Source organism: Parundibacterium terreum (assembly GCF_014636315.1).
GTDB lineage: Bacteria > Pseudomonadota > Gammaproteobacteria > Burkholderiales > Burkholderiaceae_D > Undibacterium > Undibacterium terreum.
Genome location: NZ_BMED01000002.1, coordinates 700,897 through 720,273, shown reverse-complemented (window position 1 = coordinate 720,273; position 19,377 = coordinate 700,897). Strand labels below are relative to the sequence as shown.

17 protein-coding genes are annotated in these 19,377 nt (G+C 54.8%); 12 read left to right on the top strand and 5 right to left on the bottom strand.

Going from position 1 to position 19,377, the window contains the following annotated elements:
• Positions 1-22: 22 nt before the first annotated feature.
• Together IEW12_RS12285 and folD are read right to left on the bottom strand one after the other, a co-directional pair.
• Positions 23-2,089, bottom strand: coding sequence for a M3 family metallopeptidase (locus IEW12_RS12285; protein WP_188566322.1), 2,067 nt, complete (start codon positions 2,087-2,089; stop codon positions 23-25).
• Positions 2,089-2,934, bottom strand: coding sequence for a bifunctional methylenetetrahydrofolate dehydrogenase/methenyltetrahydrofolate cyclohydrolase FolD (gene folD, locus IEW12_RS12280; RefSeq protein WP_188566321.1), 846 nt, complete (start codon positions 2,932-2,934; stop codon positions 2,089-2,091). The genes IEW12_RS12285 and folD overlap by 1 nt, the downstream gene beginning before the upstream one ends.
• Positions 2,935-3,517: 583 nt before the next feature.
• On the opposite strand from folD, the gene aceE reads away from it, so the two are divergent.
• The 4 genes from aceE (at position 3,518) to lpdA (ending at position 10,586) form a co-directional block, all read left to right on the top strand.
• A complete protein-coding gene (gene aceE / locus IEW12_RS12275; RefSeq protein WP_188566320.1) occupies positions 3,518-6,214 on the top strand; it encodes a pyruvate dehydrogenase (acetyl-transferring), homodimeric type in 2,697 nt (898 codons plus the stop codon).
• Between the two features lie 138 nt (positions 6,215-6,352).
• Positions 6,353-7,678, top strand: coding sequence for a dihydrolipoyllysine-residue acetyltransferase (gene aceF, locus IEW12_RS12270; RefSeq protein WP_188566319.1), 1,326 nt, complete (start codon positions 6,353-6,355; stop codon positions 7,676-7,678).
• Between the two features lie 61 nt (positions 7,679-7,739).
• Complete coding sequence (locus IEW12_RS12265) at positions 7,740-8,324, top strand: Ntn hydrolase family protein (RefSeq protein ID WP_188566318.1); 585 nt, start codon at positions 7,740-7,742, stop codon at positions 8,322-8,324.
• Positions 8,325-8,468: 144 nt separating this feature from the next.
• Complete coding sequence (gene lpdA / locus IEW12_RS12260) at positions 8,469-10,586, top strand: dihydrolipoyl dehydrogenase (RefSeq protein ID WP_188566317.1); 2,118 nt, start codon at positions 8,469-8,471, stop codon at positions 10,584-10,586.
• A gap of 99 nt (positions 10,587-10,685) precedes the next feature.
• Here the strand turns inward: lpdA and IEW12_RS12255 are convergent, their stop codons facing one another.
• Together IEW12_RS12255 and IEW12_RS12250 are read right to left on the bottom strand one after the other, a co-directional pair.
• A complete protein-coding gene (locus IEW12_RS12255) occupies positions 10,686-11,213 on the bottom strand; it encodes a hypothetical protein (protein ID WP_188566316.1) in 528 nt (175 codons plus the stop codon).
• Positions 11,214-11,602: 389 nt separating this feature from the next.
• Entirely contained in the window at positions 11,603-11,905 is a 303-nt protein-coding gene (locus tag IEW12_RS12250) for a putative quinol monooxygenase (RefSeq protein ID WP_188566315.1), read from the bottom strand.
• Between the two features lie 143 nt (positions 11,906-12,048).
• On the opposite strand from IEW12_RS12250, the gene IEW12_RS12245 reads away from it, so the two are divergent.
• Positions 12,049-13,011: a GlxA family transcriptional regulator gene (locus IEW12_RS12245; RefSeq protein WP_188566314.1), complete on the top strand. Its 963-nt coding sequence runs from the start codon at positions 12,049-12,051 to the stop codon at positions 13,009-13,011.
• A gap of 753 nt (positions 13,012-13,764) precedes the next feature.
• On the opposite strand, the gene IEW12_RS12240 is transcribed toward IEW12_RS12245, so the two are convergent.
• On the bottom strand, positions 13,765-14,658 hold the full coding sequence (locus tag IEW12_RS12240) for a LysR family transcriptional regulator (RefSeq protein ID WP_308789129.1): 894 nt from the start codon (positions 14,656-14,658) through the stop codon (positions 13,765-13,767).
• Positions 14,659-14,895: 237 nt separating this feature from the next.
• Between IEW12_RS12240 and IEW12_RS12235 the strand changes: the two genes are divergently transcribed.
• From IEW12_RS12235 to IEW12_RS12205, 7 genes are all read left to right on the top strand, one after another.
• Complete coding sequence (locus IEW12_RS12235) at positions 14,896-15,906, top strand: aldo/keto reductase (RefSeq protein ID WP_188566817.1); 1,011 nt, start codon at positions 14,896-14,898, stop codon at positions 15,904-15,906.
• Between the two features lie 405 nt (positions 15,907-16,311).
• Positions 16,312-16,524, top strand: a complete 213-nt coding sequence (locus tag IEW12_RS12230) for a CsbD family protein (RefSeq protein ID WP_188566312.1) — start codon at positions 16,312-16,314, stop codon at positions 16,522-16,524.
• Positions 16,525-16,583: 59 nt separating this feature from the next.
• Positions 16,584-17,132 (top strand): hypothetical protein, encoded by a 549-nt coding sequence (locus IEW12_RS12225; RefSeq protein ID WP_188566311.1) that lies wholly within the window; start codon positions 16,584-16,586, stop codon positions 17,130-17,132.
• 166 nt (positions 17,133-17,298) lie between these two features.
• Positions 17,299-17,604: a BON domain-containing protein gene (locus IEW12_RS12220; RefSeq protein WP_188566816.1), complete on the top strand. Its 306-nt coding sequence runs from the start codon at positions 17,299-17,301 to the stop codon at positions 17,602-17,604.
• Positions 17,605-17,761: 157 nt separating this feature from the next.
• The gene (locus tag IEW12_RS12215) at positions 17,762-18,181 is read left to right on the top strand and encodes an ElaB/YgaM/YqjD family protein (RefSeq protein WP_188566310.1); all 420 of its coding nucleotides are present in this window, start codon (positions 17,762-17,764) and stop codon (positions 18,179-18,181) included.
• Positions 18,182-18,346: 165 nt separating this feature from the next.
• Positions 18,347-18,715, top strand: coding sequence for a phage holin family protein (locus tag IEW12_RS12210; RefSeq protein WP_188566309.1), 369 nt, complete (start codon positions 18,347-18,349; stop codon positions 18,713-18,715).
• Between the two features lie 23 nt (positions 18,716-18,738).
• The gene (locus IEW12_RS12205; protein ID WP_188566308.1) at positions 18,739-19,122 is read left to right on the top strand and encodes a hypothetical protein; all 384 of its coding nucleotides are present in this window, start codon (positions 18,739-18,741) and stop codon (positions 19,120-19,122) included.
• Positions 19,123-19,377 lie beyond the last annotated feature (255 nt).

Here is a 19,377-nt window from a genome sequence, read left to right as displayed (position 1 = left end):
TCGGTTGGTCGGTGCAGCGTTCTCAGACAGTCGTCATGCCGTTATGGCGTAGCAAGGCGTCGATGGACGGTTCGCGTCCGCGAAAGGCTTTGAAAGACTCCAGCGCAGGGCGGGAGCCTCCCACTTCCAGCACTTCGGACTGGAATTTCTTGCCGGAAGTACGGGACAGGCTGCTGCCCTCGGTTTCACCCGCTTCTTCAAACGCGCCATAGGCGTCGGCTGACAATACTTCCGCCCACTTATAGCTATAGTAACCTGCGGCATAGCCTCCGGAGAAGATATGGCCGAAAGAATGCTGGAAGCGGTTGAATGCCGGCGGATTGAATACCGATACCTGCTCGCGCACGGTATTCAGGATGTCCTGTGCACTTTTCTGTCCCGTTGGATCAAAATCGTCATGCAAATGCATGTCGAACAGCGAAAACTCTACCTGGCGCAGGGTTTGCATGCCGGACTGGAAGTTTTTGGCGGCGATCATCTTGTCGTACAGCGCGCGCGGCAAATGGGCGCCGGTGTCTGCATGCGCCGTCATATGCTGCAGCACATCCCATTCCCAGCAAAAATTCTCCATGAACTGCGAAGGCAGCTCCACAGCGTCCCATTCCACGCCGGAGATACCGGCAACCGACAGTTCATCCACTTGCGTCAGCAAATGATGCAGCCCGTGGCCAAACTCATGGAATAGCGTGATCACTTCGTCATGCGTAAACAGCGCAGGCTTGGTCTGGCCGTTGACGGTAACAGGCTCGCTGAAATTGCAGGTCAGATAGGCGACTGGTGTTTGTATGCCGTTCGCTGTGCGGCGGCGGCCGCGCGCATCATCCATCCAGGCTCCGCCGCGCTTGCCGCTGCGTGCATACAAGTCCAGGTAGAACTGGCCGACCAGCTCGCCGTCTTTTTCTATGCGATAAAACTTCACGTCCTTGTGCCAAACGCTGGCAACGTCGTTCTTGATTTCTACCGCGAACAGGGTTTGTATGACGCGGAACAGACCTTCCACCACCTTTTGCTCGGGGAAATACTGTTTCAGTTCCTGTTCGGAAAAGGCATAACGCTGCTCGCGCAGTTTTTCCGATGCATAGGTAGTATCCCAGGCCTGTAACTCGTCTATGCCCAGGTTGTCGCGCGCAAACGTGCGCAGCTCAGCCAGGTCTTTTTCTGCAAACGGACGCGCCTTGTGCGCCAGGTCTTCCAGGAAATGACTGACCTGCGCCGGCGATTCGGCCATTTTGGCGACCAGAGAAACTTCGGCAAAATTGCGGTAGCCCAGCAACTGCGCCTCTTCCTTGCGCAGCTTCAATAGCTCTGCAATGATGGCCGTATTATCCCATTCCGGGTTGCTGCCCAGTTCCGAAGCCTTGGTGGCATTGGCGCGGTAGATGGTCTCGCGCAGGGCGCGGTTATCCGCATATTGCAGTACCGGGAAATAGGAAGGGAAATGCAGCGTAAATTTGTAGCCGGGTTTGCCGTCCTTTTCTGCGGCAGCCTTGGCGGCATGCAGCACGTCTTCCGGCAAGCCTTTCAATTCGTCTTCGTTTTCGATGAAGAGGCCGTAGGCATTGGTTGCATCCAGCACGTTCTCGGAAAACTTGGTCGACAGCGCAGCCTGCTTTTCCTGGATTTCTGCGTAGCGCAATTTCTTGTCGTCAGCCAGTTCTGCGCCGCCCAGGCGGAAATCTCGTACTGCATGATCGACGATGGTTTTGCGCGCGCGCGGCAGGCTGGCGTAATCCGCATTTGCCTGCAGGGCCTTGTATTTGTCGAATAAGGCCAGGTTTTGGCTCACTTCGGTCGAAAATTCGGTGATCGCGGGCTGATTTTCGTTATACACGGCACGCAGTTCCGGCGTATCAACCACGGCGTTCAGATGGCCGACGATGCTCCAGGCGCGGCCCAGTTTTTCGCCGGCATTTTCCAGCGGCTCGACAAAATTCTCCCAGCTGACTTGTTGCCCGGGTTGCTCCAGCTTGCTGATGACCGCGCGGTTTTCTTGCAATAGTGCTTCAATGGCAGGCGTCACATGTTCCGGCCGTATCGCATCGAAACGGGGCAGGTCGCTAAAGTCGAGCAGGGGATTTTGTTCCATCATCAGTTTCTTTCGGCAGCTTCAATAGTATTTACCAGCAACATCGTAATGGTCATAGGACCGACGCCGCCAGGCACAGGGGTAATATAACCCGCTACTTCCTTGGCATTGGCATAGTCGACATCGCCGCATAACTTGCCTTCATCATCGCGGTTCATGCCCACATCGATGACGACGGCTCCAGGTTTGACCATATCGGCGGTAACAATGTTCCGTTTGCCGGTGGCCACGACCAGGATGTCGGCGTTGCGGGTATGGTAGCCAAGATCCCTGGTCTTGGAATTACAGATGGTGACAGTGGCGCCGGCTTGCAAGAGCAACATTGCCTGTGGCTTGCCGACAATATTTGATGCTCCAACAACAACCGCGTTTGCGCCGCGCACAGGGTAGTTGATGGATTCCAGCATCTTCATCACGCCGTAAGGGGTGCAAGGGCGGAACAGCGGCTGGCCCGTCATCAGCAGGCCGGCGTTGCTGATATGGAAACCGTCCACATCCTTCTCGGCGGCGATGGCCTCTATCACCTTGTTCGCATCAATATGGGCCGGCAGCGGCAATTGCACCAGAATGCCGTGGATTTTGGCATCCTTGTTCAGCGCCTCTATCCTGGCCAGCAGAGCCGCTTCGCTCAGGTCGCCGTCATATTTCTCCAGCACCGAGTAAAAGCCGCAATCTTCGCAAGCCTTGACCTTGTTGCGCACATATACCTGCGACGCCTGGCTATCGCCAACCAGGATGACTGCCAAGCCGGGTTGCTTGCCTTGCGCGGTCAGTGCGGCGGCACGCTGGGTCACTTCGGCGCGGATTTGTTGAGAAAGCTGGGTTCCGTTGATGATTTGGGCGGTCATGATGGGCGGTCGGTGGGAAGGTGATCAAACCCGAATTATAAATTATGGCGGCATTGAATCGTTGAATGGCGCAGAAATGCCCGATAAAAGAGCAAAATGCGAACGAAAACGCATATGAAAAACGCAGGCAAGAAGTGTGGACGACGGTGCAGCCGAAAGTGCAGGCGATCTGATTACTTGCGATACTTGTGTAGGGGCTGTGCACATCCGGCGGAAATTGCTGGTGTTTCTGCATTTTGTGATATTTCGCGCTATCTCTTTTGCGTCATTCTATGGTGTTTCCCTAAGGAATGATGAAATGTATTGCTGCAGGGATAGCCTTTTTCTCCTGGTTTAGTCCTGCTTATTGCAGTGCAAAAATCCAGATAAACCGTGATTGCGGGGCTTGCGTGAGGATGTTGAATTATTATCTTGCGGCGCAATAAAATTCCACATTATGAAATCATATATCGCTATTTGAAAAATAAAAAACTCCTGTTAGAATGCTTGCGCAAACAATACCCAAGCCGTAATTTGTCGATACGCCCACGCGTGACAGTGATAACTAAGCGCGCATCATGGAAACAATAGGAGACTCATCACCATGTCACCCAAGATTGACCAAGTCCTGACGCAAGCCGTCAATGATCCCGACGTAATTGAGACCCAGGAATGGCTGGACGCCCTTGAATCCGTCATCGAAAACGAAGGCCCGGAGCGCGCCCACTACCTGATGGAGCGCATGGTTGATCTGGCACGCCGCCGCGGCGCGCACATCCCGTTTTCCAGCAATACCGCCTACGTCAACACCATCCCTGCCGATGTCGGCGAACATTGCCCCGGCAATCTGGAAATAGAAGAGCGCCTGCGCTCCTGGATGCGCTGGAATGCGATGGCAATGGTGGTTAAGGCCAACCGTCTGGACGGCGACCTGGGCGGCCATCTGTCCAGCTTTGCTTCGCTGGCCAATATGCTAGGCATAGGCTTCAATCACTTCTGGCATGCGCCGACCGAAGAACACGGCGGCGATCTGCTGTACATCCAGGGCCACTCGTCCCCAGGTATCTATGCACGCGCTTTCCTGGAAGGCCGCCTGACCGAAGACCAGTTGCTGCACTTCCGCCGCGAAGTGGACGGCAAAGGCCTGTCTTCCTATCCGCATCCTAAGCTGATGCCTGATTTCTGGCAGTTCCCTACCGTCTCCATGGGCCTTGGCCCTCTGATGGCGATCTACCAGGCGCGTTTCCTGAAATACCTGCACGCACGCGGCATCGCCGATACAGCAGTGCGCAAGGTATGGGCATTCTGCGGCGACGGCGAGATGGACGAACCGGAATCGATGGGCGCAATCGGCATGGCCGGCCGTGAACAACTGGACAACCTGATCATCGTGGTCAACTGCAACCTGCAGCGCCTGGACGGCCCTGTGCGCGGCAACGGCAAGATCATCCAGGAACTGGAGTCCGATTTCCGCGGTGCCGGCTGGAATGTGATCAAGGTCATCTGGGGCAGCGGCTGGGATGAATTGCTGGCCAAGGACAAGGACGGCATCCTGCAAAAAGTGATGATGGAGTCCGTCGACGGCGAATACCAGAACTACAAGGCCAAGGATGGCGCCTATGTGCGCGCCAATTTCTTCGGCAAGCATCCAAAATTGCTGGAAATGGTCAGCAAGATGTCGGACGACGATATCTGGCGCCTGACCCGCGGCGGCCATGATCCGCACAAGATTTATGCGGCTTTCAAGGTTGCGCAAGAACACAAGGGCCAGCCTACCGTATTGCTGGTCAAGAGTATCAAGGGTTACGGCTTCGGCAAATCCGGCGAAGCGCGTAATACCGCGCACAACACGAAGAAGCTGGACGACGAGGCGATCAAGGCCATGCGCGACCGCTTCCAGTTGCCTATCCCGGACGACAAGCTGGCAGAAATCCCGTTCTTCAAGCCTGCCGACGACACGCCGGAAATGCAATACCTGCTGGAGCGCCGCAAAGCCTTGGGCGGTTTCCTGCCGCAACGCCGCCAGAAAGCCGACGAAGCGCTGGTCGTGCCTGAACTGTCCGCTTTCCAGGCCATGCTGGAGCCAACAGCCGAAGGCCGTGAAATCTCCACTACCGCATCCTATGTGCGCGTTTTGACCACGCTGCTGCGTGACGAAAGCCTGGGCAAGCGCGTAGTGCCTATCATGGTGGATGAGTCCCGTACCTTCGGTATGGAAGGCCTGTTCCGCCAGATCGGTATCTTCAGCCAGGTAGGTCAATTGTATGAACCTGTCGATAAAGACCAGGTCATGTACTACCGCGAAGACAAGGCCGGCCAGATCCTGCAAGAGGGTATCAATGAAGCCGGCGGTATGAGCTCATGGATCGCTGCGGCGACTTCATACTCGACGAACAACCGCGTGATGATCCCGTTCTACACCTACTACTCGATGTTCGGTCTGCAGCGTATCGGCGATCTGGCATGGGCAGCGGGCGACATGCGCGCACGCGGCTTCCTGCTGGGCGGTACTGCAGGACGCACGACGCTGAACGGTGAAGGCCTGCAGCATGAAGATGGCCACAGCCATGTGCTGGCGTCCACAATCCCTAACTGCGTACCTTACGATCCTACTTTCGCGCATGAAGTTGCCGTCATCATCCACGACGGTCTGCGCCGCATGGTGACCAACCAGGAAGACGTGTTCTACTACATCACGCTGATGAACGAGAACTACAGCCACCCAGGTTTGAAACCAGGCCAGGAAGAGGGCATCATCAAGGGTCTGTATCTGTTGCAGCAAGGCGAGCAAGGCACCAAACACCGCGTGCAATTGATGGGCTCCGGCACCATCCTGCGCGAAGTGATTGCCGCTGCGGATCTGCTGAAAAACGACTGGGGCATCGGTTCCGATATCTGGTCCGCTCCTTCGTTCACCCTGCTGGCACGCGACGGCCAGGATATCGAGCGCTGGAACATGCTGCATCCGTCCGACGAGCCGCGCCTGGCTTACGTTACCGAGTGCCTGAAAGATACGACCGGCCCTATCGTCGTATCCACCGACTACATGCGTACTTTTGCAGAACAGGTACGCGCGTTCATGCCTAAGGGCCGCAGCTACAAGGTGCTGGGTACAGACGGTTTCGGCCGTTCCGACAGCCGCGCCAAGCTGCGCGAATTCTTTGAAGTGAACCGCTACTTTGTCGTCATCGCTGCATTGAAATCGCTGGCTGACGAAGGCGCCCTGTCTGCTTCCGTTGTGGCACAGGCAATTACCAAATACGGCATCGATACCAACAAGCCAAATCCGGTGACTGTTTAATTTGACCTTACCATCCCCTCCCGCGAGGGAGGCGGATAGCAATGATACGGATGTTGTTTTAGCTGCGGCACGGCTGCAGTAAACCGAAGTGCATGCTATCTTCCTCCTCGGAGGCAGGGACATAATGGAGCTAAAGCTATGAGTACAATTGAAGTCAAAGTGCCGGATATCGGCGATTTCAAGGAAGTGGAAGTGATCGAACTGATGGTCAAGGTGGGCGATACCATCAAGGTTGACCAGTCATTGATCACGGTAGAATCCGACAAGGCCAGCATGGAGATTCCTTCCAGCCAGGCCGGCGTCGTGACAGAAATCAAAGTCAAAGTCGGCGACAAGGTTGCCGAAGGCTCCTTATTGCTGACGGTGGAAGCATCCGCTGCCGGCGCGGCAGCAGCACCTGCAGCGGCGTCAGCTCCAGCGGCCCCTGCAGCAGCACCTGCGCCGGCTGCAGTTGCTCCGGCCGCACCAGCACCGGCTGCACCAGCCGCCCCTGCTGCCAGGCCGGCGACTGCGGTTGCCAGCGCACCGGCTCCAGGCGGTAAATCCCATGCATCGCCATCCATACGCAAATTTGCGCGTGAACTGGGTGTGGACCTGGCTCGTGTCAGCGGTTCCGGTACCAAGGGCCGGGTGACGCAGGAAGACGTACAGAATTTCGTCAAGGGCATCATGTCCGGCTCCACTGCAGCTCCTGCAGCCAGCGCATCCAAAGGCGGCGGTGCCGGCCTGGATCTGTTGCCATGGCCATCGCTGGATTTCAGCAAGTTCGGCAGCACAGAACTGGTGCCTTTGTCCCGCATCAAGAAACTCAGCGGCCCCAACCTGCATCGCAACTGGGTAATGATCCCGCATGTGACGCAGTTTGATGAAGCCGACATCACCGGCCTGGAAGATTTCCGTAAATCTTCCAACGAAGCCATGGCCAAATCCGGCGTCAAGCTGACCATGCTGGCATTCGTGATCAAGGCCAGCGTCGCGGCGCTGAAAAAATTCCCGGCCTTCAATTCCTCGTTGGATGCGAACGGCGAAAACCTGATATTGAAGCAGTATTACAATGTAGGTTTTGCTGCCGACACGCCAAACGGCCTGGTCGTTCCTGTCATTAAAGATGCCGACAAGAAAGGCCTCGCACAGATCGCCCAGGAAATGGGCGAATTGTCTGCCCAGGCCCGCGAAGGAAAACTGAAACCCGCCGACATGCAGGGCGCGACTTTCACGATTTCTTCACTGGGTGGCGTTGGCGGTACGGCATTCACGCCGATTATCAATGCACCTGAAGTCGCCATCCTCGGCTTGTCCAAATCGGCCATCAAGCCGGTATGGGATGGCAAGCAATTCCTGCCTCGCCTGATGCTGCCTTTGTCTCTGTCTTACGATCATCGCGTGATTGACGGCGCGATGGCTGCCAAGTTTACTACCTATCTGGCAGATGTACTGGCAGACCTGCGCAAGACTATGCTGTAGCAAACAATAGGGCGGAGAGGTATTGCTATTTCTCTGCCCTGTTTTTTGTTAAGGAGGCCTCATGACCACATGCGTCGTCGTCAGAAAAGATAATGAAATAGCGATTGCTGCAGATTCCCTGGTGACCTTCGGTGATACCAGGCTGTCTCACGGCTACGAGCAAAACAACAAGATCATCCAGGTTGGCGATTCGTATATTGCGCTGGCCGGTTCTGCAGCGCACTTTCCCGTCATGCGTAAATTGCTGGCGGGCATGGAGCAGGAATGCCATCTGCGGACCAGGGATGAAGTGTTTGAAACCTTTTCCCGCATCCACGGCGTGCTGAAGGAAAAATTCTTCCTGAACCACAAAGAGGATGATGACGATCCGTACGAGTCATCGCAGATTACCGCGCTGGTCGCCAATCCTTACGGCATCTTCGGCGTGTATTCATATCGCGAAGTGTTTGCCTTCGACCGTTTCTGGGGCATAGGCAGCGGCCGCAATTTTGCGCTGGGCGCAATGTATGCGGTGTACGACAAGGCAGGCAGCGCTAAAGAAATTGCAGAAACTGGGATACTGGCCGGTGCGGAGTTTGATAAGAGCACGGCGGGGCCCATTAACTTAATACATTTTTCAACAAAACAACTAGGAGACGAGTTGTAAATCTACTGCGCGGCGCTATTTTGAAGCTGCGGTGCTCATCGTACTGAAGTACGATTCCGCGTCTTAGCTTCAAACTAGCGTCGCTCGCTACGATTTTCAACTCGCTCCGGCGACAACTTCCACCAGGAAAATACGGAGCTGAATATGGGCATGATCGAAGTCAAAGTACCTGATATTGGTGATTTCAAGGAAGTGGAAGTAATTGAGCTGCTGGTCAAGGTCGGCGATACGATCAAGGTGGGCCAGTCGCTGATTACCGTTGAGTCCGACAAGGCCAGCATGGAAATTCCATCCAGCCATGCGGGTGTGATCAAGGAATTGAAGATCAAAGTCGGCGATAAAGTGGCCGAAGGCTCTTTGCTGCTGGTCGTGGAATCTGCAGATGTGGCAGCAACGGCTGCCGCTGCACCTGCTGCCGCACCAGCCGCAGCATCTGCTCCGGCTGCCGCCAGTGCGCCTGCGCCTGCCGCTGCTACCCCGGCTGCCGCTGTATCTTCCGGCCCGGTCGAAGTCAAGGTGCCGGATATCGGCGACTTCAAGGAAGTGGAAGTCATAGAATTGCTGGTCAAGGTGGGCGATACCATCAAGGTGGACCAGTCCATGATTACCGTGGAATCCGACAAGGCCAGCATGGAGATTCCATCCAGCCACGCCGGCGTGATCAAGGAATTGAAAGTCAAGGTAGGCGACAAGGTCGCAGAAGGTTCTTTGCTGGCTATCGTGGAAGCAAGCGGTGCCGCTGCTGCACCTTCTGCCCCCGCATCTGCTCCTGCAGCACCGGCCGCCTCGGCTGCACCAGCAGCCCCAGCCCCGGTAGCGTCCAGCTACGCGGGCAAAGTGGACGTGGAATGCGACATGATGGTGCTGGGCTCCGGTCCCGGCGGTTACTCTGCCGCGTTCCGCTCGGCGGATCTGGGCATGAATACGGTGCTGGTGGAGCGCTATGCCGCTCTCGGCGGTGTTTGCCTGAACGTCGGCTGTATTCCTTCCAAAGCCTTGCTGCACGTAGCTGCCGTGATCGATGAAACCGCATCCATGGCGGCCCATGGCGTGACCTTTGCCAAGCCGGAAATCGATATCGACAAGCTGCGCGGCTACAAGGAAAAAGTCATCAGCAAGATGAGCAACGGCATTGCCGGCATGGCCAAGGCGCGCAAGGTCAATGTGGTGCAGGGCGAAGGCCAGTTCGTCAGCCCCAACCATATCGAAGTCACTGCCGCTGACGGCAGCAAGAAAACGGTGCAGTTCAAGCAGGCGATCATCGCTGCCGGTTCTTCCGTGGTAAACCTGCCTTTCGTACCGAAAGATCCACGTATCGTGGATTCTACCGGCGCGCTGGAGCTACGTTCCATACCGAAACGCATGCTGGTCATCGGCGGCGGCATCATCGGCCTGGAAATGGCAACCGTGTACTCCACACTGGGTGCGCGTATCGACGTGGTCGAGATGATGGACGGGCTGATGCAGGGTGCGGACCGCGACATGGTCAAGGTCTGGCAAAAGTTCAATGACAAGCGCTTCGACAAGATCATGCTGAAGACCAAGACGGTCGCCGTGGAAGCGCTGGCAGAAGGCATCAAGGTCACTTTTGAAGGTGCCGATGCATCCGTGACCGCGCCCGAACCGCAAGTCTACGACATGGTGCTGGTGGCCGTAGGCCGCAGCCCGAACGGCAAGAAAATCTCTGCCGACAAGGCCGGCGTCAGCGTCACCGACCGCGGCTTTATCAATGTCGATTCGCAAATGCGCACCAATGTACCGCACATCTTCGCCATCGGCGATCTGGTAGGGCAGCCTATGCTGGCGCACAAGGCCGTGCATGAAGCGCACACCGCAGCAGAAGCGGCCAGCGGCCTGAAATCGCATTTCGATGCGACCGTGATCCCGTCCGTTGCCTACACCGATCCGGAAGTGGCATGGGTGGGTATCACCGAAGATGAAGCCAAGGCCAAGGGCATCAAGCTGGAGAAGGGCCACTTCCCGTGGGCAGCCTCCGGACGCGCTGTGGCAAACGGCCGCGACGAGGGCTTTACCAAGCTGCTGTTCGATGCAGAGACACATCGCATCGTCGGTGGCGGCATCGTCGGCACGCATGCAGGCGACATGATAGGCGAGCTGGCACTGGCGATAGAAATGGGTGCCGATGCGGTCGATATCGGCAAGACCATCCATCCTCACCCTACACTGGGTGAATCGATAGGCATGGCCGCGGAAGTGTTTGAAGGCGTGTGTACCGATCTGCCGCCCATGCGTAAGAAGTAATTCTTCGGCTTTTCAGCCGGTTAAAAAAACCTCGTGCATTCCGGTGCACGAGGTTTTTTTGCTCTTGGCGATAACAGGTCATAAGGCAGTGCGAAGCTGTCAACCTTGGGTGACTGGCGTAAAGAGCCTGTATAGCCAGAGCCAAAGTCCTTCGCCATCAGACATTTCGGCGATATAGTTTTCGCCACCGTCCGGGAATTTTTTCGGATCTTCTCGAATTCCTTGATAAGTACCGAATTTGGTTTCCAATTTTTTCCCGTCACTATAAACGGAGATTGTATACAGTGGCGTGTCTGGATTTGAGCCGGGTTGATTTGCAGGGCTGTTGCTTCCTATATAAATCCAGCCTTTGACAGGATCTTTTAGCGTTCCTCCCCGATTGAAAATGAAGTCGCCAATGGTAGCAGTCGTCCAGTTGCCTGAATCGTCCCGTACGAATTGTATCGGCATCTTGGGCATATCAACGGTAAACGTGAAAGAGCCTCCTGGATCATCCACGGCCTTCACGAACAGTCCTTCCGGATAAACTTCCCTTGATCCCCAGATGCGGATGATGGGCAGGCGCGGGGTAGGGAAGGAGAGTTCCCCAGACCGGCCTCCCAAACTAACAGCGGAATTTGTCGACATATTTTTCCTTAAACTAAATAAACGATTGACGTGTTTTGACCAGTTCAGAAAAACTGAAAAATTCACCGGGTTGACTCTGGGTCGCGAGATATCGTCCAAGATTGACAAGGGAGCATGGTGAATTTTTATAAATTAGCATTTTTGAAATAAAAGACCTAGCTGTCAATGCTGCCAGGAATCATCCCGAAGATAGTGAATTAGTTATATGGATGCTGTTATCGGCGCGACGTTGGACGCTTGAGCGCCAAGGCCTGGCATTGTCGATACGCATGCGGACGAAAGATGTAGTGAGCATCTGCGCGTAAAAAGTAATTATTCGGCTTAACTAGCCGATAAAAAAACCTCATGCATTTCTGTGCACGAGGTTTTTATTTTTAGTTCAGTAATTTTCAGCCTGGCAATTTTACTGCCAGCAAATCCACTTTTTCTATTACCGGCGGCTGCGACAGCAGTTCACCCGCCTTGGCCATCAGTGCCGCAGCGATAGGGCCGGCCAGATGAGCATTCCTGCCCTCTTCATCTGCAAACGCATCAAATACGCCGAAGGTGGAAGGCCCCATGCGCAGGGCAAACCAGGCTACGGTGCGGCTTTCCTGGTTGGCCAACGGCAATGCGCTTTCCAGGAAGTCGGCGACTTCCGTTTCTTTACCGGCCTTGGCTTCCAGACGTACCAGCAATGCGAGTTTGACCATGATGTATCTCCTAAGTAATGTTTAAAATCAGTGATTGAAACGATGTTGACGGTTGTTCAGTTCTGGACAACTGGGAGCGATGATAGACCTCTCCACAATTAAACTTAAGTGGCAGGAATGACAGTTATGCTATGATTCTTGCCATGAAGATCTATGTTCTCGTCCTTGATGATGTATTCGATACCGGCCTTTCCACTGTGCTGGATACCTTCGGTATTGCCAATGAGCTGGGCGGCATGGGAGAAGGGCATAGCTCGCGCTTCGACGTGAAACTGCTGGCGGTGCGCAAGCAGATACGCACCAGCCATGGCTTCATCGTGCCTGTCGTTTCCGCTGCAGGCATGGAGCGGCCGGATGTGGTGCTGGTGCCGGCCATGGGCGCGAAGATGCCGGATCAGGTACGCTCAGCGCTGCAGCGCAAGGAAGTGGCCGATCTGTGCAAGCTGCTGCACGGCTGGTCCGGCGAAGGCACCACTATCGCTGCCGCCTGCACCGGCACCTTCATTCTTGCCAAATCGGGTTTGCTGGATGGCCATGCAGCCACTACATCCTGGTGGCTGGCGCCGTTGTTCCGCGAACTCTTTCCCAAGGTAAAACTGGATGAGTCGCACATGCTGGTCAATTCCGGCAACCGTGTCACAGCCGGTGCGGCCTTGGGCCACCTGGACCTCGCGCTATGGCTGGTACGCAGCATCAGCCCGGCACTGGCCGCCACAGCCGCACGCTACCTGATCATAGAACCCAGGCATTCGCAGGCGGCTTTCATCATCCCCGACCACCTGGCCCACACCGACCCGGTCGTCGAACGCTTTGAACAATGGGCACGCGGCAAATTGGCAGAAGGTTTTTCGCTCAGCGAAGCCGCCAGCGCAACCGGCACCAGCGAACGCACGCTGGCGCGACGGCTGCAGGCTGTCCTGGGAAAGACGCCACTGTCGTATTTCCAGGATCTGCGGGTAGAGAGGGCGGTGCATCTGCTGCAGACCAGCAATGCAAGCGTGGAGCAGATTGCTTCGCAGGTTGGCTATGCGGATGGAGTTACTTTGCGCACTTTGTTGCGGCGTAAGATAGGGCGGGGAGTGAGGGAGTTGCGCTCACGGCAATGAGTGTGGGATTGCCCTCCAAAGTTGGGCTTTCCATTTATACGCTCTGTTGGACCATTTGCTCGGATTTATGATTGCTGGCCGGGGGTAGCCCGGCGGCTACTTACTTTCTTTGCTTCGCCAAAGAAAGTAAGCAAAGAAAGGCGACCGCAAGCCTCGCCCCTTCGGGGTGCCCGATTATGCGGCACAAAAAATGGGAAACAGGCGAAACTCGCCTTCGGCTCAAACACACCTGTTTCTGATCCATTTTCTGTACCGCACAATCGGCGAGGCTCCGAGCGGTTGAAGGTCAAAAGCAAGGTCAAAAGCCAAATCAAAAACGACGGCAACCAGATTCTCTAAATTTTTTCAAAGAACGAATCTACAAAATCTCAGTAGCCTGATTTTGACTTTGACGTTGGGGTTGTTTTTGACGTTAATCCGCTCGGGACGTAGCATTTTGTGCGTTACAGAAAATGGATCAGAAACAGACGTTGTTTGAGCGCAGCGAGTTTCGTCTGTTTCACATTTTTTGTAATGCTCAAAATGTGATGGCGCTACGCGCCATCACCCGAAGGGCAAGTCTGCGGTCGCCTTTTTTTGCTTACTTTTTCTTGGGGGCCGCCGAGGTGCGAAGCAAAAAAAGTGAGTAGCATGCCGGGCTACCCCCGGCCAGCAATCTTAACTAACTACACCAGTAGATAGGACAAGCAATCTAAGCTGAGCTCACCGGTGGAAGTGTAGCTTTATCATGCCTAAGATGCGGATCAGCGAGCCCTACAACGGCACGCTATCCGGCAAATCCCCCAACAACCCACTAATCCACTCCACAAACACCCTCACCCTCGGCGACAACTGCCGATGATGCGGATACAGTACTGACAAAGGCATGGGCGCGGGCCGCCATTCGGACAATACTTCCCTCACTATGCCTGCGTCCAATAGCTTCGCCAGCCCATGGCGGGGCGCCTGTATCAGGCCGAAGCCGGCTTCGCAGCTCGCCAGGTAGGCGCCGACATCGTTGACGGAGACTATGCCATCCATGGCGAGGCTGTGGGTTATTCCGTCCACGATAAATTCAAAGTCCATTGCCCTGCCGGTTTGTGATGACACGTAGTTGACTGCCCGGTGCTGCTTCAGGTCTTCCAGCGTTTTGGGTTCGCCGTATTTGTCCAGATAAGATGCGCTGGCGCAGGTGATCTGCAGCATCGATGCAACTCTCCGGCCTACCATGCTGGAGTCGCGTAGTTCGCCGCCGCGCAGCACGCAGTCCACGCCTTCACGCACCAGGTCCACCAGGCGGTCGGCGGTGCCGATTTCCAGTTCTATGTTGGGATAGCGCGCGTGGAATTCCGGCAGTGCGGGGATCACGATATTGCGTCCCAGCGAGGCTTGCAGGCTGACGCGCAGCTTGCCCCTGGGATTGGCCGTGTTGTGGCTGAAGGCGGCTTCCGTCTCTTCCAGATCGGCCAGCAGGCGCACGCAGCGGTGGTAGTAGGCTTCGCCATCCAGCGTGGTGCTGACTTGCCGTGTCGTCCTTTGCAGCAGGCGCGTGCCCAGGTGGCTTTCCAGCTGCTTGATCGTATGCGTGACCGTTGCGCGCGGCAACTGCATGCTCTCCGCAGCGCGAGTGAAGCTACCCAGCTCGACGATGCGGGTAAACATCTGCATGGCGTGAATTCTGTCCATATTGTTGGTGAATATTGAATAGTGATGGCAATTCTATGCCATTTATTGTTGAAATTTAAGAGCATACAATCCTTTCCATTCCAAAGGGCGCAAAAAAAAGTGCCGATGGAAAGCAGTTCGGAAAAGTAAGAAATGTCTTATTTGCCATATTCACTTGCAACAATTCACTGTCATTACAGGAGAAATTCCATGACTACACCCACCACTACAGCTACCACCATGCCTGTTCATCCACTAGGCGCCAATGGCCCGCGCGTTTCCGCTCTGGGCCTGGGTTGCATGGGCATGTCTGATCTGTATGGCCCGGCAGAGGAAGCAGAAAGCATTGCCACCGTGCACGCCGCGCTGGATGCCGGCATCAACCTGCTGGATACCGGCGATTTTTACGGCATGGGCCATAATGAAATGCTGATACGCGAAGCCTTGAAAGGCCGCAGGCGTGAAGACGCGATCATCAGCGTCAAGTTCGGTGCCATGCGCGATCCGCTGGGTAACTGGGGCGGCATGGATGGCCGTCCGGCAGCGGTCAAAAATTCGCTGACCTATAGCTTGCGCCGGCTGGGTGCCGATCACATTGATGTGTACCGCATCGCCAGGCTTGATCCGCTGGTGCCCATTGAAGAAACCATCGGTGCCATTGCCGACATGGTCAAGGCTGGCTATGTGAAGCACATAGGCTTGTCCGAAGTGGGCTCCGAAACGATACGCCGCGCGCAGGCGGTACACCCTATCTGCGACCTGCAGATTGAATACTCCCTGTTCTCGCGCGGCATAGAGGCCGACATCCTGAAGACCTGCCGCGAGCTGGGCATAGGCATTACGGCTTATGGCGTACTGTCGCGCGGTTTGCTGAGCGGCCACTGGAGCATACAGCGTAACGAGGCAACCAAGGATTTCCGCAGTATCAGCCCGCGCTTCCAGGGTGACAATCTGGGACGCAATCTGGCATTGGTGGAAGCCTTGCGCAGCGTCGCACAAGAAAAAGGCATCACCGTCGCACAGGCGGCGATAGGCTGGGTGCTGGCGCAGGGCAGCGCGCACGGCTACGACATCGTGCCTCTGGTGGGCGCTCGCCGCCGTGATCGCCTGCAAGAGGCGCTGGGTGCGCTGGCACTGGCGCTGACGCCGCAAGATCTGGCCCGCATAGAGCAGGCAGTGCCGGCGCATCAGGTGGCCGGAGCGCGCTACAACGAACATTCGATGGCAACGCTGGACAGCGAGCGAGGCTAATTTGCTTGCATCGTTAAGGGCTTGCCGCGCTACAACGGCATTCACATCCGCATAAAAAATCCCCGTCGCTTGACGGGGATTTTTTTTACTCTGTACGCAGCGAAACGACGTGTGGCAACCGCAGCAAGTGCGGCTATCCTCTAGCTGCTTACCGGCATGCTGCGAGGCAGCGTAGCGCGGGTTTTGATCAAATGCGTTTTCGCCTTGTCCTACAGGGCCTCTGGTTGCTGTCCTATATGGCAACTTTTTACCCGATGCTACGATGCAGTCCATGGTTAGCACTTCGGTGCGGGCCGCGGAAGTAGAGCAAATGCGCATGTCTGCAGCCGGTCTTACGCCGGCATGCGGCAGTTAAACAAACCATGCAAAGCTTTAGCCGCTATGCAAATACAAAAGGAGTTCGCCATGAACTGGGATATCGTCGAAGGTAACTGGAAGCAATTCAAGGGCAAGGCCAAAGAACAATGGGGCAAGCTGACTGATGATTCGCTGGATGTGATCGCAGGCAAGCGCGATCAACTGGCAGGCAAGGTGCAGGAGACTTACGGCATCAGTAAGGATGAAGCCGAAAAACAGATCAAGGAATTTGAAGAGCGCAACAAGGATTACAGGCCTTGATGATTCAGGCCGATCCGCTAAAAGATTGCGCGTTCCACCAAAATAAAAAGGATATAAAAATGAAGAAAATAATTACAGGCTTAATGTTCTCTGTCGCAGCCATCAGCATTTGTTCCACCTCTTTCGCTGCCACCAGCGAAGCAAAGGTCGCCTACAAAGCCGCCAATGATACTGCCGACAATGACTATAAAGTAGCCAGCGCCAAGTGCGATGCGCTAGCAGGCAATGCCAAGGATATCTGTGTGGCTGAAGCGAAGCTGGTGCGCACTCGGGCCAAATCGGACGCCAAGGCGAATTACGAAAATACGCCCAAGGCCTACACCAACGCAATGATCGATGTTGCTGATGCTGAATATGACGTCGCCAAAGAAAAATGCGACGACAAGGCCGGTAATGATAAAGATGTGTGTGTCAAACAAGCCAAGGCAGTGAAAGAAACTGCCGTCGCCAATGCCAAAGCGGGCAAGAAAGTAGCCGATGCCCGTAGCGATGCGGCAAAGACCAAGAACGATGCCGAATACAAAGTCGCGATAGAAAAATGCGACGGCCTGGCAGGACCGACCAAAGATGCTTGCGTTGCATCCGCTAAAGCCCAGTACGGCAAATAAAACGCTTTGAATGTACGACAGATTACTTGTGTTCTTGAAGTAACAGGCTAAAGGCAACATTGCGGTCTATAGCTTGCATGTAGTAAACCGGGTTCGCCGCCGAGATCTTCGATGGCTCCCCTGGAAATTAAATCTTATCTTTCCTTGGAGAATAAAAATGAAATCAATGATCAAACGTCTCAGCGTTTTCCTCATGGCCGCCATGATGGTCGCACTCGTAGGCTGTGCATCCACTTCTAAACAAGAAGGCACTGGCGAATATGTTGACGATACCGTCATCACTGCTAAAGTGAAAGCTGCTTTCGTCAATGAACCGACCTTGAAAGCTTCGGAAATCAATGTAGAAACATTCAAGGGCACTGTGCAATTGAGCGGCTTCGTCGCTGATGCCAGCTCCATCGGTAAAGCTGTTGAAGTAACCCGTGGCGTTAAAGGCGTACAGAACGTCAAAAATGATATCCGCGTCAAATAGTCTAAGTAGCCCAAATACGGCTAAATAGTTCTACAATAAACCGCTGGGCATGCCGGTAAAAGTGTTAGCTCACTTAGCCGGCTTGCCCAGGGTTTATCCGTTTCAACTGTCTTGAAATAGCAGTCTTCATCTATCCAGTCATTAATAGGAGTTATCAATGGGAACTACTTCCACCATACCAACAAAAACTGCCACTGCACTGGATGCAGCAGAAAATCTGGCTGGCCGCGTAGGTAGCGCCGCTGGTAATGTCTATGACGCAACCAAGGTTGCGGGCAAGCAGGTAGGTTCTGTAGCCTCCGAAGAAATGATGAAATTGAAAGCGGATCTGGATGACCTGATCTCGCGCCTGCCAAGCTTGTCCGATATCGATTTGACGGCAGCAAAAGAAAAATTGCTGGAGCAGGTTGCTGCTGCCAAGGAAGCTGCGAATCAGGCTAGCTCCACTGCGCGTGAGAAGCTGAATCAGGGCGTGGAAGTCGCCGGTGGTTATGTGAAAGAAAAACCACTGCAATCCGTCGCAGTAGCGGCTGGCGTTGGTATCCTGATCGGCATGCTGATTGCACGCAGCAAGTAAGAAAAAATTTTAGCTGGCCAAGAAAGACCAAGTCTTTCTAAGCGGCAGCCAGGGAAGTGGTGAAAATTTGATCCGCTTCCAGCGCAGCACAATATTTTGTGCTGTTCTTTTTTGGGATGACGCTTTGTCCTCATCCCTTCAATCATTCCACACCGGGAGACGCTTGTGTTTGAGACCATCGACAGGGCCAAGCAAATTGGCGTACTTGGTTTGGAGCGCATAGGCGACTACCTGGAATTGCTGCGCATAGAGCTGGAAATGCAGGCGCAGGATGTCGGCGAGCGCGTGCTCGGTTTTGCCGTGACGGGTGTCTTTGCGTTGCTGGCCTTTGTGTTCCTGGGAGTGGCGATTATTGTTACTTATTGGGATACCGGCTATCGCATCACTGCTGCCTGGTCTGTCTTCGCGGTATATGCCATTGCCGGCGTCGTTTGCTATTTGCGCAGCCGCCGCCGCACACCTGCGGAGTCCGCATTGAAATTGCTACGCGAAGAGTTGCAGCAGGATGTTCAATTAATCAAAGATTTACTTTAGTTTAAAAGTCAAAAGGCCCTCCCATGAGAAATCCTAGCCTCGACATAGAAAAGAAGCTGGTGCTGGCCAAGATACGCGCCGGCCGGGTGGTGATGCGGCAAAAGTTGACGCGCGGAGGCGGGCAAGATGCGGCAACGACTGGCTTCGATTTGCAGGCTTTGCTTGATCTTCCCATGCTAAGGCTGGTCCGGCAGCATCCAGCCTGGGCCGGTGTTGCCGTTGCCGCTGTACTTTTTCTTGGTCCACGCAAGCTGGTCGGTGGATTCTTGAAAACCGGGATCGCTGTCGTTGGCGGTCTGCTGAGCAGTCCGGCAAATCTATCGCTGATCATGCGAATTTTTCCACAGCTATTTCCCGCTATTGCCGGCTTCATGCACTCACTGCAAAAGCAAAAAATCCAGGATTGAGCGCAGCCTCTTACTCTTATATTGCAGCCAGTGCTTTTTTTCTGGCGCTCCATTCTGTTTAGTTCAGGCTAGCCGTTTACTCCGGCACTATTCCTAATTTCCCCAAGCATCCTCGTATTACTGAGGAACGCTCACTTCTTCTCCCAGGTTTTTCGCCTTTAAGCCTGTGATGCGCGCACTGTGCATTCCGCGCTATCAATACTTATCTGTGTTGGATATCGTACAGAGGCAGAGCGCACACATCTCTATTCTGTG